The organism is Sorangium sp. So ce327 (assembly GCF_051530205.1).
GTDB classification, from domain to species: Bacteria; Myxococcota_A; Polyangia; order Polyangiales; family Polyangiaceae; genus Sorangium; species Sorangium cellulosum_B.
The window spans coordinates 2,630,487-2,644,682 of record NZ_CP150330.1 but is presented as its reverse complement, the minus strand read 5'-3'; the positions used below and the strand labels follow the sequence as shown (position 1 = coordinate 2,644,682).

The 14,196-nt window shown below is 73.2% G+C and carries 13 protein-coding genes and 1 tRNA gene; 6 read left to right on the top strand and 8 right to left on the bottom strand.

The genetic code is table 11. From position 1 onward, the window contains the following. Position 1 precedes the first annotated feature (1 nt). The gene (locus WME95_RS09990; RefSeq protein WP_437908179.1) at positions 2-967 is read left to right on the top strand and encodes a hypothetical protein; all 966 of its coding nucleotides are present in this window, start codon (positions 2-4) and stop codon (positions 965-967) included. Further along, positions 968-2,260, top strand: a complete 1,293-nt coding sequence (gene argH, locus WME95_RS09985) for an argininosuccinate lyase (RefSeq protein ID WP_437551281.1) — start codon at positions 968-970, stop codon at positions 2,258-2,260. It begins immediately after the preceding gene. Between the two features lie 121 nt (positions 2,261-2,381). On the opposite strand, the gene rpiA is transcribed toward argH, so the two are convergent. From rpiA to WME95_RS09950, 7 genes are all read right to left on the bottom strand, one after another. Further along, positions 2,382-3,080, bottom strand: a complete 699-nt coding sequence (rpiA, locus tag WME95_RS09980; protein ID WP_437551279.1) for a ribose-5-phosphate isomerase RpiA — start codon at positions 3,078-3,080, stop codon at positions 2,382-2,384. Between the two features lie 26 nt (positions 3,081-3,106). Next, positions 3,107-3,748: a phospholipase D family protein gene (locus WME95_RS09975; RefSeq protein ID WP_437908178.1), complete on the bottom strand. Its 642-nt coding sequence runs from the start codon at positions 3,746-3,748 to the stop codon at positions 3,107-3,109. Then, positions 3,745-4,188 carry an acyl-CoA thioesterase gene (locus WME95_RS09970; RefSeq protein WP_437908177.1) on the bottom strand — a complete coding sequence of 148 codons (444 nt, stop codon included), beginning with the start codon at positions 4,186-4,188 and terminating at the stop codon, positions 3,745-3,747. The genes WME95_RS09975 and WME95_RS09970 overlap by 4 nt, the downstream gene beginning before the upstream one ends. Before the next feature lie 5 nt (positions 4,189-4,193). Continuing rightward, positions 4,194-4,769: a DUF3501 family protein gene (locus tag WME95_RS09965; RefSeq protein WP_437908176.1), complete on the bottom strand. Its 576-nt coding sequence runs from the start codon at positions 4,767-4,769 to the stop codon at positions 4,194-4,196. A gap of 34 nt (positions 4,770-4,803) precedes the next feature. Further along, the gene (locus tag WME95_RS09960) at positions 4,804-6,162 is read right to left on the bottom strand and encodes a heterodisulfide reductase-related iron-sulfur binding cluster (RefSeq protein ID WP_437908175.1); all 1,359 of its coding nucleotides are present in this window, start codon (positions 6,160-6,162) and stop codon (positions 4,804-4,806) included. 169 nt (positions 6,163-6,331) lie between these two features. Further along, positions 6,332-6,760: a rubrerythrin family protein gene (locus WME95_RS09955; RefSeq protein ID WP_012234388.1), complete on the bottom strand. Its 429-nt coding sequence runs from the start codon at positions 6,758-6,760 to the stop codon at positions 6,332-6,334. Positions 6,761-6,847: 87 nt separating this feature from the next. Then, positions 6,848-7,417: a Fur family transcriptional regulator gene (locus WME95_RS09950; RefSeq protein ID WP_437908174.1), complete on the bottom strand. Its 570-nt coding sequence runs from the start codon at positions 7,415-7,417 to the stop codon at positions 6,848-6,850. Positions 7,418-7,807: 390 nt separating this feature from the next. On the opposite strand from WME95_RS09950, the gene rpsU reads away from it, so the two are divergent. The 3 genes from rpsU (at position 7,808) to WME95_RS09935 (ending at position 9,621) form a co-directional block, all read left to right on the top strand. Next, positions 7,808-8,032: a 30S ribosomal protein S21 gene (gene rpsU, locus WME95_RS09945; protein ID WP_012234386.1), complete on the top strand. Its 225-nt coding sequence runs from the start codon at positions 7,808-7,810 to the stop codon at positions 8,030-8,032. 201 nt (positions 8,033-8,233) lie between these two features. Then, positions 8,234-9,337, top strand: a complete 1,104-nt coding sequence (locus WME95_RS09940) for a glycosyltransferase family 4 protein (protein WP_437908173.1) — start codon at positions 8,234-8,236, stop codon at positions 9,335-9,337. A gap of 209 nt (positions 9,338-9,546) precedes the next feature. Then, positions 9,547-9,621: transfer RNA gene (locus tag WME95_RS09935), tRNA-Pro, on the top strand. Positions 9,622-9,777: 156 nt separating this feature from the next. Here the strand turns inward: WME95_RS09935 and WME95_RS09930 are convergent. Further along, positions 9,778-11,382, bottom strand: a complete 1,605-nt coding sequence (locus tag WME95_RS09930) for an amidase (protein ID WP_437908172.1) — start codon at positions 11,380-11,382, stop codon at positions 9,778-9,780. Positions 11,383-11,471: 89 nt separating this feature from the next. Between WME95_RS09930 and WME95_RS09925 the strand changes: the two genes are divergently transcribed. Next, on the top strand, positions 11,472-14,195 hold the full coding sequence (locus WME95_RS09925; RefSeq protein WP_437908171.1) for an ATP-dependent RNA helicase: 2,724 nt from the start codon (positions 11,472-11,474) through the stop codon (positions 14,193-14,195). Position 14,196: the final 1 nt, after the last annotated feature.

Below are 14,196 nucleotides of genomic sequence, written 5' to 3'. Positions count from 1 at the left end.
TATGGACCTCCCGGACGAACCGCAGATCCGCTGGATCCTTCGTACGACCGCGACGCTCCTCCAGCACGGCGCGGAGCCGGTGCGCGGGCTGGTGCAGCCGACGGCCGAGTTCTTCCCGGACCCGTTCGACGGCTCGCCGAAGACGGTGGCCGCCCTGATGCTGCGGGTCCAGGAGCACGCCGGGCTCCAGGATGTCCCGGTGGAGCTCGCGGTGGTCACCCCCGAGGGGCAGGCCAGCACGGTGAGCTGCTCGAGCGGCGCATGCGGCGGGATGGCGCTGGAGTCGAAGCTGGAGCGCGTCGCCCCGCGCGGCGACGGCGGGTACCGGGTCGCGCTCTCCGCGGGCGAGCTCCGCAACCCCACGGTGCTCACGACGGCGTTCGTGCGCGCCGTGGCGTACATGTTCCTGAGCGAGGCCGGCGCCTTCGACGCGCTCGCGCCGTCGGACCGCGAGCCCGCTGTGGATCTCGCCGCCGTGCTGCTCGGCTTCGGTGTCCTCGCGACGAACGGCTCCTACCTGTACGCGAAGGGCTGCGGCGGCGTGCAGGTGCACTCGGCGACCAAGATGCCGGTCGACGAGCTCGCTCTCGCGCTCGCCGTCTACTGCCGGCTGCACGACGTGCCCGATCGGACCGCCGCGCGGCACCTCGACGTGACGCCGCGCGCCCACTTCGACGAGTCCGCCGTCTGGGCCAGCTCCAACGCCGCGCTCGTCCGCATGCTGCGCGCCGCGCCGGACCGGATCGCCGCGGACGACTATGCGATCGGCGAGTCGAGGAGCTGGCTGGCCCGCGCGCTCGGCCTCGGCAAGCGCCGGCCGGCGCGGACGGCGGACGACGAGCTGCGCGAGCTCGAGCGAGAGCTCGCGCCCGCGGCCGGCGCGGCGAAGCCGCGACCGCTGGACGAGGGCAAGGCCAAGAAGCTTGCCGAGATCCGTGCTCTCGTGGACGAGAGCCTGGGGAGCTGAATGAGCGTACGACTGTGGGACAAAGGGGGCGCGACCGACGCCCAGATGCTGCGTTACACCTCGCGCGACGACTGGCAGCTCGATCAGCGCCTGCTCGCGTACGACCTGCGGGCCACGATCGCGCACGTCCGCGGGCTCGCGCGGATCGGCGTGCTCAGCGAGGCGGAGCGGGACGCGCTCGTCCGCGAGCTCGAGGTGCTCTCGGCGCAGAACGAGGCCGGCGAGCTGCGGCTCACCGAGGACGACGAGGACGGCCACAGCGCGATCGAGGCCGCGCTGGTCGCCCGCATCGGCGACGCGGGCAAGAAGGTGCACACCGGCCGGAGCCGCAACGATCAGGTGCTCGTCGCCACGCGCCTGTACGAGCGCGACGCGCTGGACGAGCTCGCCGAGAACGCGACGGCCGGCGCCCGCGCGCTGCTCGATCTCGCCAGGCGCGAGGCGGAGACGCCGATGCCCGGCTACACGCACCTGCAGCGGGCGGTGCCGTCGTCCGTCGGCTACTGGGCCGCCTCGTTCGTCGAGGGGCTCACCGATGCGATCGACGTGGTGCGCGCGACGCGGGCGCTCGTCGATCGCTGCCCGCTCGGGGGCGCCGCGGGCTTCGGCGTGAACCTCCCGCTCGACCGCGTCGGCGTCGCGCGCGAGCTCGGGTTCGCCGGCGTGGCGCTGAACCCGCTCGCGTCCCAGACGTCGCGCGGCATCATCGAGGCGCAGATCCTCGCCGCCGCGTGGCAGGTGATGGCCGTGAGCCGCCGGCTCGCGTGGGATCTCAGCCTGTTCGCGATGAGCGAGCTCGCGTTCATCCGCCTCCCGGAGGCGTTCACGACCGGCTCGTCGATCATGCCCCAGAAGCGCAACCCCGACGTCGTCGAGCTCATGCGCGCGGCGTGCTCCGTCGTCCAGGGCGCGCTCGCCGAGGTGCAGTCCATCGTCGCGCTCCCGTCGGGCTACCACCGCGATCTCCAGCTCACGAAGGGCCCCACGATGCGCGGGCTCGACGAGGCGCTCGCGACGTCGCGCCTCTTGCCGCGGCTCGTCGAGGGGCTCGCGTTCGACCGGGAGCGCATGGCCCGCGCGATCACGCCGGAGTGCTTCGCCACGGATCGCGCCGTCGAGCTCGCCGTGGAGGGCGTCCCCTTCCGCGAGGCTTACCGCAAGGTCGCGGCCGAGATCGCGGCGCTGCCGGCCGGCGACGCCGCGGCGAGCCTCCGCGCGCGCGTGTCGCTCGGGGCTCCGGGCAACCTCGCGCTGGACGACCTGGCCCGCAGGCTCGATCGCCACGCGCGCTAGCTCCGCCTGTCAGAGGTCCCGCCATGGGCGGGCGCGCGCCGCGCAGGCGCCGCCCGCCCGAAGGCCGTGCTCCCTGGCCCCGCGTGTCAGCGATCCCTGACGGGATTCGTCACATGCGGAGCTAGCGCTGCCGCGTCAGCTCGCGGACGGAGCCCGGGTCCGCCACCAGCACGAGGGTCGCCATGTCGAGGAACAGCCCCGTGTCGACGACGCCCGGGATGCTGCGGATGCGCGCGTCGACCGCTGCGGGCGCGTCCATCGGGCCGAACGCGGTGTCGAGGATCCAGTTGTGGTTGTCGGTCTGGAAGGGATACCCGTCCGCGTTCTTGCGGATCGCCGGCTTGCCTCCGAGCGCGATCAGGTGCCGCGCGGCCGTCGTGCTCGCGAAGGGCACCACCTCGACGGGGATTGGCACGCGCGAGCCGAGCTTCTCGACGAGCTTCTCGGGGGTGACGAGGATGATGAACTGCGCGGCCTCGTAGGCGACCACGCGCTCGCGGAGGAGCGCGCCGCCGAGGCCCTTGATGAGGCCAAGGTCGGGCGCCACCTCGTCCGCGCCGTCGACGGCGACGTCGAGGCGCTCGACCTCCTCGAGCGACACCATCGGGATGTTCTCGCGGCGGCAAAGCGCCTCCGAGCGCTCCGACGTGGCGACGCCCTTGATCTGGAGCCCTCGGCGGACGCGCTCCCCGAGGCGGCGGATGAAGGCCTCGGACGCCCGCCCGGTGCCGAGCCCGAGCAGCATCCCGCTGTCCACGCGCGCGAGCGCGGCGTTGGCGATTCGATCGAGGTCGGAGGGGTCCGGTCCCGCGGTGCTCATGCGCTGCTCATCGGCCATCGGGACCGTCAGCGCAACGGGATTTTGTCGAGCTGGTCGAGCGGCCCCGGGCAGAGCGGCCGGAGCCTGCAGCCCTTGCACTCGGCGCCGGTCCAGATCGCCTCGAACGTCGCCTGCATCTCGTCGAGCAGGAGGTCGTCGTCGGTGAGCACGCCCGCCTCGAAGTTCCGCCGCCCCTCGCCCTTCGCCCCGAGCCCGGCGCCGGTGAGGTTCGCGGAGCCGAGGTAGAGGAGCGCGCCGTCGACGGCGATCATCTTCAGGTGGACCCGCGGGCAGCGCCGCATCTCGATCGGCGGCCGGGGCCGCCGGCGGAGCTCGGCGCGGAAGGCGCGCGACGGGACGCCGGCGTGCAGCAGGCGCAGCTCGACCCCCCGGGCGGCGAGCGCGTCGAGCAGGTCGAGGAACGACATGTACCGGCCGCGCGCCCGCGCCCTCGATCCGATGGGCGCCTCCACGCGGAGCTCCTTCACGTTCGCCGTCGCGATCCACACGGAGACGCGCGCGTTCGCCACGGCGCCCATCACGAGCGTCTCGTAATGCGCCCTGTCGCGGAGGAGCGTCAGCTCGACGCGCCGCTTCAGCAGCGATCGCGCCTTCGCCTCGGGTTCGGTCCTCGTGCGTGCCCGCGGGCGCGCCGGCCGAGCGCTCACGCCCGTTGACCGGCGCTGGAGGGCGCGTGATCGAGATCGAGGTGAGCGCTGAGCAGGGCCCGGACGTCCTCCGGCATCGGGACCGACACCAGCTGCACGAGGTCGGTGGTCACCACCGTGTGCCGCAGCTCCGCCGACAGCACGCCGTCGTGCGCGCGGTGCATGCGGTACCGGAGCGTGGCGCTCCGCCGGCCGATACGGGCGACCGACGTCTCGATCCGGAGCGCCTGGCCGTAACGCACCGGCGCCGCGTAGTCGGCCTCGACCCGCACCGCCGGCAGCCCGATCCGCCGCTCGAGGATGAGCCCGGCGTAGCCTCCGTCGAGCGGCGCGAAGAACCGCTCCATCGCCTCGTGCGCGTAGCTGAGGAACCGCGCGAAGAAGACGATGTTCGCGGCGTCGACGTCTTCGAACTTGATCGGGCGATCGAGGGAGACCATCGCGGCTAGGACAGGTCCTCGGCGAGCTTCTCCAGGGTCGCTCTCCCGAGCGCCGCCCTCACCGCGTAGCGCGGGTGCCCGACGACGAGCGATACCGTCGCCTTCCTCGCCTTGATCGCCGCCTGCGCCTCGGCCGGGAGATCCGCCTTGAGGTAATGCACGGCCGTCGTGCGGTCTTCCATCGATCCTTCGCGCTTGCCGAGCGCCCGCGCGGCGACGCCGTCGACCTCGATCGACACGGTGTCCTCGAGGCCCACCAGATCGATGAGCATCCGGTCGCGCAGCGCTCGATCGGGGATCTCGACGAAGAGCGTCAAGCTGAGCTGCCCCGCGCCCGGGATGAGATCGTTGTACGTCTCGATCTCGTGGAGGATGCCGCTCTCGCTCGTGATGCGCTCGGTGCGGAGCATCTCCTGGATCTGGAAGAGCACCGAGTCGCGGTTCTCGAACACCGCGGTCAGGTGGTCTCCGATCCGCACGCGGCGGGGCCGCTTCTCCTCGATGATGCGGCCGCGGAATCGCTCGCGGATCGCCTCGTATTCGCCGATCCCGAGCACCTCGTTGCGATCGATGGGACGCATGACGCTCCTCTCCTTGACGACGTCGGACCGAGACTCACGGCGTCGGGCCGAGCCCGTACGCGTGGGCGAGCGCCTCGACCGGGTGCAGCACCTTCGCGCCGTTCTCCTTGATCATCCTGAGACCCGCGAGGGTGCAGTCGCTGACGATGACGTCCGCGCCGGCGACGCCGCGAACGAGCTTCGACGCGTACTTGCGCCCGGTCTCGTAGTGGGCCGCCTTCATCCCCCACGTGCCGTCGACCGCCGAGCACTGCTCGATGACGCGCACGTCGGTGTCGGGGACGACGCCGAGCACCCTGGCGCCCGGGAAGCCGATCTTCTGCGCGCGCAGGTGGCACGCGGCGTGATACGCGATCGTGCCGAGCCCCTTCTTGAACTCGCGGTTGAGCTTCTTCTCGCGGCCGAGCTGGACGAGGAACTCCATCATGTCGACCGTCGCGGCCGCGACATCGCGCGCCTCTGCCGTCTGCAGGTACTCCGGCCACTCCTTCTTCATCGTGTAGCCGCACGTCGGGCCGATCACGACGATCTTCCTCCCACGGCGCACGTGCGGCAGCAGGAGCGCGACGTTGTGCTTCACCTTCGCGGTGAAGGCCGCGAGATCGCCGCCGTCGAGGTTCGGCATCCCGCAGCACGTCAGCGCTCCCCCCGGGGTGTCTCGCAGATCTGCCGCCGAGGAGCAGCCCGGGACGTGCACCGCGTAGCCGTTGTGCTCGAGGACGCGAACCGCGGCCTCGGGGACCGCGGGCGTGTTGTACTCGCCGTAGCAGGTCGCGAAGAGCACCACGTCGCCTTGCTTGCCGGCGCCGGCCGCAGCGCCGTGCTCCGCGAACCAGGACGAGAACGGCCTGCGCGCCATCTCCGGGAGCGGGAACTCCGACGAGATCCCGGTCACCTTCTCCTGCACCTTGCGGAGCAGGCGGCTCGCCTGCACGAGGTTGGCGAGCGGCGCGACGGCGCCGGAGCCCAGCTCGCCGATCAGCTGCGGCTCGCCGAGGATCCTGTCCACCAGCGGGATGCCCTCCCGCTGGGCGCGCACCGCGCGCTCTCGCGCGAGCACGCGCGGGAAATCCAGGAGCTCGTACGCGTGCTCGTCGGCCGTGTACGGGCACTTGATGTAGCAGAGCTTGCATTGCCAGCACTCGTCGCCGACGGCCTTGAAGTCATCGTAGGTGAGGGCCTCGGCGCCTTCGGCGACGCCGGCCTCGATGTCCCTGTCGACGCGCGCGAAGAGCTCGGGGAACGAGCCGCAGTACCCGACGCACATGCGGCACTCGTGACAGATCTGGAACGTCCGCCGCAGCTCTGCCTCGAGATCGCGGGGCTCGAGATATCGCTCGTCGTTCGGCGATGTCGCCGGTGGACGGTCTGGTGCACGCCGGATGACGCTCACTGGTCGGCTCCTCTCAACATCGTCAACGTGGGGTACGGCGCGAAGGGACGGCTCGCCGCGCGGTCCAGCGCCGGACGGCAGTCGGGGCCGCGATGGCGCGCGCGCCCCGGGTCGAGTCGCCGTCGGTCCGGCGCGCCCCGGAGCGCTCGCGCTCTCGCGTCGGCCGATCTCAGAAGTCGAGCGACTGCAGCGCCTTCGTGAAGCGCCCGGCGTGAGACTTCTCGGCCTTCGCGAGCGTCTCGAACCACTCCGCGATGTCCTCGAAGCCCTCGTCGCGGGCCTCCTTCGCGAAGCCCGGGTACATCGTCTCGTACTCGTGGGTCTCGCCGGCGACGGCGGCCTTCAGGTTCTTCTCCGTGCTGCCGATCGGCAAGCCGGTCGCCGGGTCGCCCGCCTGCTTGAGGTAATCGAGGTGGCCGTGCGCGTGGCCGGTCTCGCCGTCCGCCGTGTCCTTGAAGAGACCGGCGACATCGGGGCGACCTTCGACGTCGGCGACCTTTGCGAAGTACAGGTAGCGACGGTTGGCCTGCGACTCCCCGGCGAACGCGTCCTTCAGGTTCTGGTGCGTCTTCGTGCCCGTAAGCTGCTTGGTTGTCATGGGTTCGCTCTCCTTCCTTCGGTTGAACGGCTGGGGTGATGAGTCCCTGGTGCCCGCGCGGGTCGGCTCGGCGGCGCGGTGGATCCGCTAGACACGTCCAGGGCGCCGCGCGCCTCGAGCCCCTGCAGGGCGGAGTCGACTGTTCGCCGCGCTGCGCCGGGCGTCTTGCGCCTTGCCCCGCGCGCCTTCGCCACCCCGGGTGCCCTTCGCGCAGGCAGCGCAGAGCCCGCGGTAGATCCGCTCGACGGCACGGACCTCGAAGCCGGGCGCGGCAGCGAGAGGCGCGGGGGCGATCTCGTCCGAGCGCTCGGCGGATGGATCGGGCGGCTCGCACGGCACATCGCGGACGAGCCCGCAGCGATCGCAGACCGCGTGATGATGCGCCGCCATGTTCGGGTCGAAGCGCGATGCGCCCGGCGACAGCGACAGCGCGGCGCACAGCCCCGCGGACGCCAGCGCGTCGAGCGTGTTGTAGACCGTGGCGAAGCTCATGGTCGGCAGCGCCGGCCGGAGCCGCTCGAACAGCTCCTGCGCCGTCGGATGTGTCGGATCCGCCGCGAGCTCGCGCACGATCGCCAGGCGCTGCGGCGTCAGCTTGAGCCCCGACGCTCGCACGCACGCCAGCATGGAGGCGATCCGGGTATCCTCCTCGACCACGCTGCGCTCGAAGCCGACCGCGCGCCCGCGGACATCACGGGACGCGACCCCCTTTGCAGCACCTGTCCGCGAGGTGGCCACAGCGAGATGTGTACTTAGAAAGTTTCTCAGGTGCAAGTCCCAATAATTACCGACGGACAGCCAGAGAAATCCGGGGCAAATTGCGGATTCCGGCGAAACCTGAAGAGCAAGACGAGTCAGGCGGGCCTTTCGGAACAAGCGAAACAGCCCGGACGGCGCGCTGTGACGTCGTGCTGCGCGACGACCGGGAGGTCTTGCGAGGCTAGAAGGCCTCTGCCATAGTGCGCGCCCCGCGCTGCCGGCCCCCGCCGGCTTGCATTTCGCCCGCCGAGTGGGCCAGTTTTTTCCCAGCAGAGGACGCTTCGAGACATGCCGACAGACGCCATTCAGTGCAAACCGCTCGAGGTCGCCGTGGGCGACAAGGGTATCGAGCGCGCCATCAAACATCTCAAGAGGAAGATGGCCGCCGAGGGGATCCTCCGCGAGCTGAAGCGCCGTCGGCACTACATGAAGCCGTCCGTGAAGCGACGGAAGAAGGCCTCGGAGGCCGCTCGTCGTCGCCGGAAGCGGTCGAAGATGGACATGGTCGCATAGAGCGACCACCCCTCACGCAAGAGCAGCCGGCCAAGACGCAGAAGACGCACACGGACGCTTGATTCGAGCGTCCGCGGCGTGCTCTGCGTCTTGTCATTTTGTTCGTCCAGCAGTTACCCCGGCAGCGTGATGCAACCGCGGCTGCGCGCCTGAGCGACGCGGAGGCGGTGCCCGCGCCGCGTCCAGCTTGGGGAGGTCCCGATGCGCGCCGTGGTGGTCACGACGTCCTATCCGGTCAGCGACGAGGATCCCTCCGGCCATTTCGTGCGGTCGTCGGCGGAGGCGCTCGCGCGCAGCGGCGCCGAGGTCCACGTGATCGCCGCCGGGGGCTCGCTCCTCGATCCACCTTCGCGGGACGGCCGGCTCGTCGTCTATCGGGCAGGCGGAGGCGCGCTGTTCGCGTGGCCCGGCGCCGTGGCGCGCGCGCGCGAGTCGCCGCTCCGGCTGCTCTCCGTGGCGCCGTTCGCGGCCGGCGTGCTCGAGCGGCTCCGTGAGATCGGGCCGGTCGATCGCGCGGTGGCGCACTGGATCATCCCGTGCGCGTGGCCGCTCCTGCTCGCGCTTCCGCGCACGCCGCTCGAGGTGCACGCGCACGGCGCCGACGTCCGGCTCCTGCTCCGCGCGCCGCGCGCGGCTCGCGCCGCGGTGGTGAGCGCGCTCCTCCGGCGCGACGCGCGCTTCGTCTTCGCGGCGCGCGCGCTGCGCGACGCGCTCGCAGGCTCGCTCGCTCCGGAGCAGGCTCGGGCGCTGGATTTCGCCTCGCGCGTCGAGCCCCCCGTGTTCGATCTGCCGCCGGTGGCCGGGCGCGCAGCCGCGCTCCGTCGCGAGATCGTGAAGGGCCCCGGCGAGCGCCTCGCCGTCGTCGCGTGCCGGCTGATCCCGACGAAGCGGGTCGAGCTCGCGATCGAGGCGGTGCGCGCCGCGGGACCCGGGTTGCGCCTCGTCGTCGTCGGAGACGGTCCAGAGCGCGGCGCGCTCGAGCGCCTCGCGAGCCGCGGCGACCTCGATGCAGGGAGCTCGCGCGGCGCGGGCATCACGGCGACGAGCGAGGGCAGCGCGGCGGTGCGCTTCACGGGCACGCTCCCGCGGAGCGAAGCGCTCGCATGGATCGGCGCAGCAGACGTGCTGCTGCACCCTTCATCGCACGAGGCCGCCCCCACGGTGATCCGCGAGGCGCGCGCGCTCGGCGTGCCGGTCATCGCCTGCGACGCGGGCGACGTGGTCGCATGGGCCAGGAGCGACGACGGGATCCTCGTCGCGGACAGCACGGCGCAGGGCCTCGCTGCCGCGCTCCGCGGCATCTGACCGCGCCGCTCGGATCGCGCGCCCGCGACGTCGCGCCGAGCGCCCCGGCGTTTTCGTCGGAGGATCCGCGCCCGGCGCCCGGCTGCATCCAGCGCCAAACGCCCCGTCCGGAGCGAGTCTGCGATCCTCGATGCGATGCCCTTGCAATTCCCAAGGCTTCGACTACGGTGCGCCCTCGCTCCGCACCGAAACGTGGCGGCGGAGTGGCTCGGGGCGTAGCGCAGCCTGGTTAGCGCACTTGACTGGGGGTCAAGGGGTCGGTGGTTCGAATCCACTCGCCCCGACTGGTCCGGCGGAGAGATTCTCCGGCGGACCTTTCGGCTTTGTAGGGCTTCAGCTTCTGTCGACTGTGGACCCGCCGGACAGCGACCAGCGACCGCGCGGCGGCATCATCGAGCTCCGGTGTCGTCCTGGTCAGCCGGCTCCCGGCGCTCGCCGCGTCATCCGGCGAGCGAGGGCGGTGAGACAGGCGTGACGGGCCGATCGGCCTCGCCGGCGAGCTCGTCCTCGATGGCGATCATGGCGGCCATCACCACGTGTTCGGTGAAGGGGAAGCCGACCACCTGCACCCCGACGGGCAGGCCCACGCTCTTCGCATCGACCTCGGCGGCCCGCTTCTCCAGCCGGTCGCGCGGCCGCTCGCGGCGCGCCTCCTCGGGCCGCACGCGGGTCACGGGGACGACGCCGGCCGGGAACTGCGTGAGGTTCCACAGCATCGCGGCGCTGCCCGCGAGGACGAAGTCGCGCGACGCGGCGTGCGGCAGGGCCGGCGTGGCGTACGGCGGGCAGAGCAGCAGGTCGAGCGCTTCGGCGCGCATCGCCGCCGCGATCGCGGCGCGCGCCTCGCGCAGGGCGTGCGTGGTGCGCCAGAACTCCGAGACCGACTTCGGCCCTGTGACCTCGAGGAGACGCTGGAGCCGCCGCTCGCCCGCGAGACCAGCGACGCGCGCGGCGGCGCGGCGCGCGAACGGCGGGAGCGAGGCCATCGTGCGGAGCGAGCGGAGCGAGACGTCGATGTCCGTCCCCTCGCTGCCGTCCTCGCCGGCGTCGAGGAGCGACAGCGCCGTCGCGCCGCCGTCCGCCGAGAGCGCCGCGAAATACGCGTAGACCGCGTCGGGGATCCCGGGCGGCGTGAACGGCACGACCGTCGCGCCCCGCGCGCGCAGGGCCGACGCCGCCTTCGCGACGGCGCGGGCGACGGCGGTCGACGGAGGCACCAGCCCGTCGTCGCAGTAGAACCCGACGCGCAGGCGCGCCACCTCGACGCTCGCCGGCTCGAAGATCGGGAGCGGCGGCACGCGCACGTCGAGCTCCGCCATCGACGCGGGATCGAGCTCGGACATGACGAGCGCGAGGTCGCGGGCGCTCCTGGCCATCGGTCCGATCTGCGCGCGGATCGCCTCCTGTCCGAGGAGCGCCGTGTTGCTCCCCTTGTTGGTCCAGCGATCGAGCGTCGGCTTGAGGCCGGCGATGCCGCAGCAGTGCGCGGGGACGCGGATGCTGCCGCCGATGTCCGTGCCGACGCCGAGCGGCGACATCCCCGCCGCGATGGCGGCCGCCTCGCCGCCGGACGAGCCGCCCGGGCTGTGATCGAGGCTCCACGGGTTCGCCGTCTGCCCGAAGAGCGGGTTGCGCGCCTCGTTGTACAGGAGCAGCTGCGAGACGTTCGTGCGCCCGAGGATCACGGCCCCCGCGCGTCGGAGCAGCGCGGTCACCGTCGCGTCGCTGGTCGCCCGATGCCCCCTGCGGGACGCGACGCCGAGCGTGGAGGCCATGCCGGCCATGTCGAGCGACTCCTTCACGGTGATCGGGAGCCCGTGGAGCGGGCCGCGGACGTCCCCGCGACGGCGCTCCTCGTCGAGGCCGCGGGCGGCGGCGAGCGCCTCGTCGCGGAGCACCTGGGTGAAGGCGCGGAGCCGCGGCTCGAGCGCGTCGATGCGCGCCAGGTGCGCCCGCGTGAGCTCCTCGGAGCTGATCTCGCGCGCCGAAAGGAGCGTGGCGAGCGCGGTCGCTGAAAGATGGGTCGGATCGGTCGATGCGCTCACGGCAATTCGACGAGTATCACAGGTCCGCGCGCGCCAAGGATTGCTAGGCTCCGCTGCCGCGCGCCCGTCGCGCGGAGAGCGCCGAAGCCATGCAGCCGCTGCCGATCGATCCGATCCTCCCCGATCTCTGCGCCACCCTGCGCGCGCGCCCGAGCGTGGTGCTCGAGGCCCCACCCGGAGCGGGCAAGACGACGCGCGTGCCACGCGCGCTGCTCGACGCGGGCTTCGCGGAGCGCGGCGAGATCCTGGTGCTCGAGCCGCGGCGGCTCGCGGCGCGCCTGTCCGCGCGGCGCGTGGCCGAAGAGCTCGGCGAGCGCGTGGGCGAGACCGTGGGCTACACGATGCGCTTCGAGGAGGCGTCCAGCCCGGCCACGCGCGTCCGCTTCGTGACCGAGGGCGTGCTGACGCGGCGGCTCCTCGTCGATCGCGAGCTCCGGGGCGTGAGCGCCGTGGTGCTCGACGAGTTCCACGAGCGGCACCTCGCCGGCGACGTCGCGCTCGCGCTGCTCCGGCGCCTGCAGCGCGGCGCGCGGCCCGATCTCCGCCTCGTGGTGATGTCCGCGACGCTCGACGCGGGGCCGATCGCGGCGTTCCTCGGCGAGCCGGAGGCGCATCTCGCCCCGGCGGCCAAGGCCGAGCGCGGCCACGACGCCACAGCGGCGGGAGCCTCGGTGGCGCCGACCCTGCGCGCCGAGGGGCGGATGTTCGACGTCGCGATCGAGTACCTGCCGAGCGCCCGGGTGAGCCCGTCGACCCACGCCGCGGGCGACCGCCGCGCCCCGGCGCACTGGGGCGACAGGACGCTCGAGAGCCTTGTCGCGTCGTCGGTGCGGCAGCTCATCGAGGAGGGGCTCGACGGTGACGTGCTGGTGTTCCTGCCCGGCTCCGCGGAGATCAGGCGAGCGATGGACGCGTGCTCCCCCATCGCGAAGAGCGAAGACCTGCTGCTCCTGCCGCTCCACGGCTCGCTGTCCGCGGCGGAGCAGGACCGCGCGGTGCGCCCCGCGGATCGGCGAAAGATCATCCTCTCGACCAACGTGGCCGAGACCTCCGTGACCATCGACGGCGTCGTCGCGGTCGTCGACAGCGGCCTCGCGCGCGTGGCCGCGCACGCGCCGTGGTCGGGGTTGCCGACGCTCCGCGTCGCGCCCATCGCCCGCGCCTCCGCGGCGCAGCGCGCTGGGCGCGCCGGGCGGACGCGGCCCGGCCGCTGCCTCCGGCTCTACACGCGCGGGGATCTCGCCTCGCGGCCGGAGCACGAGGCGCCCGAGATCCGCCGGCTCGACCTCGCGGAGACGGTGCTCGAGCTCTGCGCCGCGGGGGTCACGGATCTCGAGGCGTTCGGGTGGCTGGAGGCGCCGCCCGCCGCCGGGCTCGCCGCGGCCGAGGCGCTGCTCGTGCGGCTCGGCGCGCTCGACGAGGGGCGGCGCGTGACGCCGACCGGACGGCGGATGCTTCGCTTCCCGGCGCACCCGCGCCAGGCGCGGATGATCGTCGAGGCCGAGCGGCGCGGCGTCGCCGGCGACGGGTGCACCCTCGCGGCGCTCGTCGCGGAGCGCGACCTCGGGGCGCCGTCGGGCGCGCGGGAGCCCCACGGTCGGAGGAGCGACGCGCGGCACAGCTCCGACCTGCTCGCCGCGCTCCAGGCCTTCGAGGAGGCGGATCGCGCGCGGTTCGCGGCGGACCGCCTGCGGTGGCTGGGCGTGGACCCGGCGCGCGCGCTCACCGTGGAGCGGACGCGCAAGCAGCTCTCGCGGCTCGCCGATCACCGGAGCGCCGCGCCGCCGGAGACCGTCGAGGCGCGCGAGATCGCCCAGCGCATCGCGATCCTCTCCGGATACCCCGACCGGGTCGGGCGCCTCCGCCGGCCGACCAGCGCGACGGGTCGGACCGGACGGGAGGTCGTGCTCGCCGCCGGCGGGACGGCCGCGCTCTCCGAGGCGAGCGTCATCGACGAGGTCGATCTCGTGGTCGCTGTCGACATCGAGGAGCGCAGCGAGGGGCGCTCGGCGCGCACGGTCGTCCGGGCGGCGAGCGCGATCGAGGCCGACTGGCTGCTCGACCTCTTCACGGACGCGATCCGGGACACGACGGAGGCGACGTGGAACACCGCCGCGGAGCGCGTCGAGGTCGTTCGCCGGCTGTCGTACGACGCCCTCGTGCTCGACGAGGCGCGGCCGGCCGCCGGCGCCGGCGGTCCGCTGGCGGAAGCGGCGGCGCGGGAGCTCGCGGCGCAGGCGAGGGCGAAGGGGTGGCGAGCGTTCGTGAAGGGCGACGCCCTCGAGGGCTGGCTGTTGCGGGTCGCGTTCGTGCGCGCGAACTGCCCCGACGCAGCGTTACCGGACGTGGACGAGGACGCGGTGCTCACCACGCTCGAGGCGCTCTGCGACGGGCGCAGGAGCTTCGCCGAGCTCCGCGACGCCGATCTCTCGAGCGCCGTGCAGGCCTCGCTGGGCCCCGCGAAGGCGCGAGCGCTCGCCGAGCTCGCCCCCGAGTCGATCGTCCTGCCCGGCGGCCGGCGGGCGCGCCTCGAGTACACGGCGGGCGCGCCGCCGTCGCTCGCGTCCCGTCTGCAGGACTTCTTCGGCATGGCGGAGGGGCCACGCGTCGCCGGTGGGCGGGTGCCTGTCGTGCTGCACCTGTGCGCGCCGAACCAGCGCCCCGTGCAGGTCACGACCGATCTGTCGGGGTTCTGGGCGCGCCACTATCCCGCCATCGCGAAGGAGCTCCGCCGCCGCTACCCGAAGCACGCGTGGCCGGACGACCCCGCCCACGCCGCGCCGCCCTCGCGCGCGCCGCTCCGCAAGGCTTGAG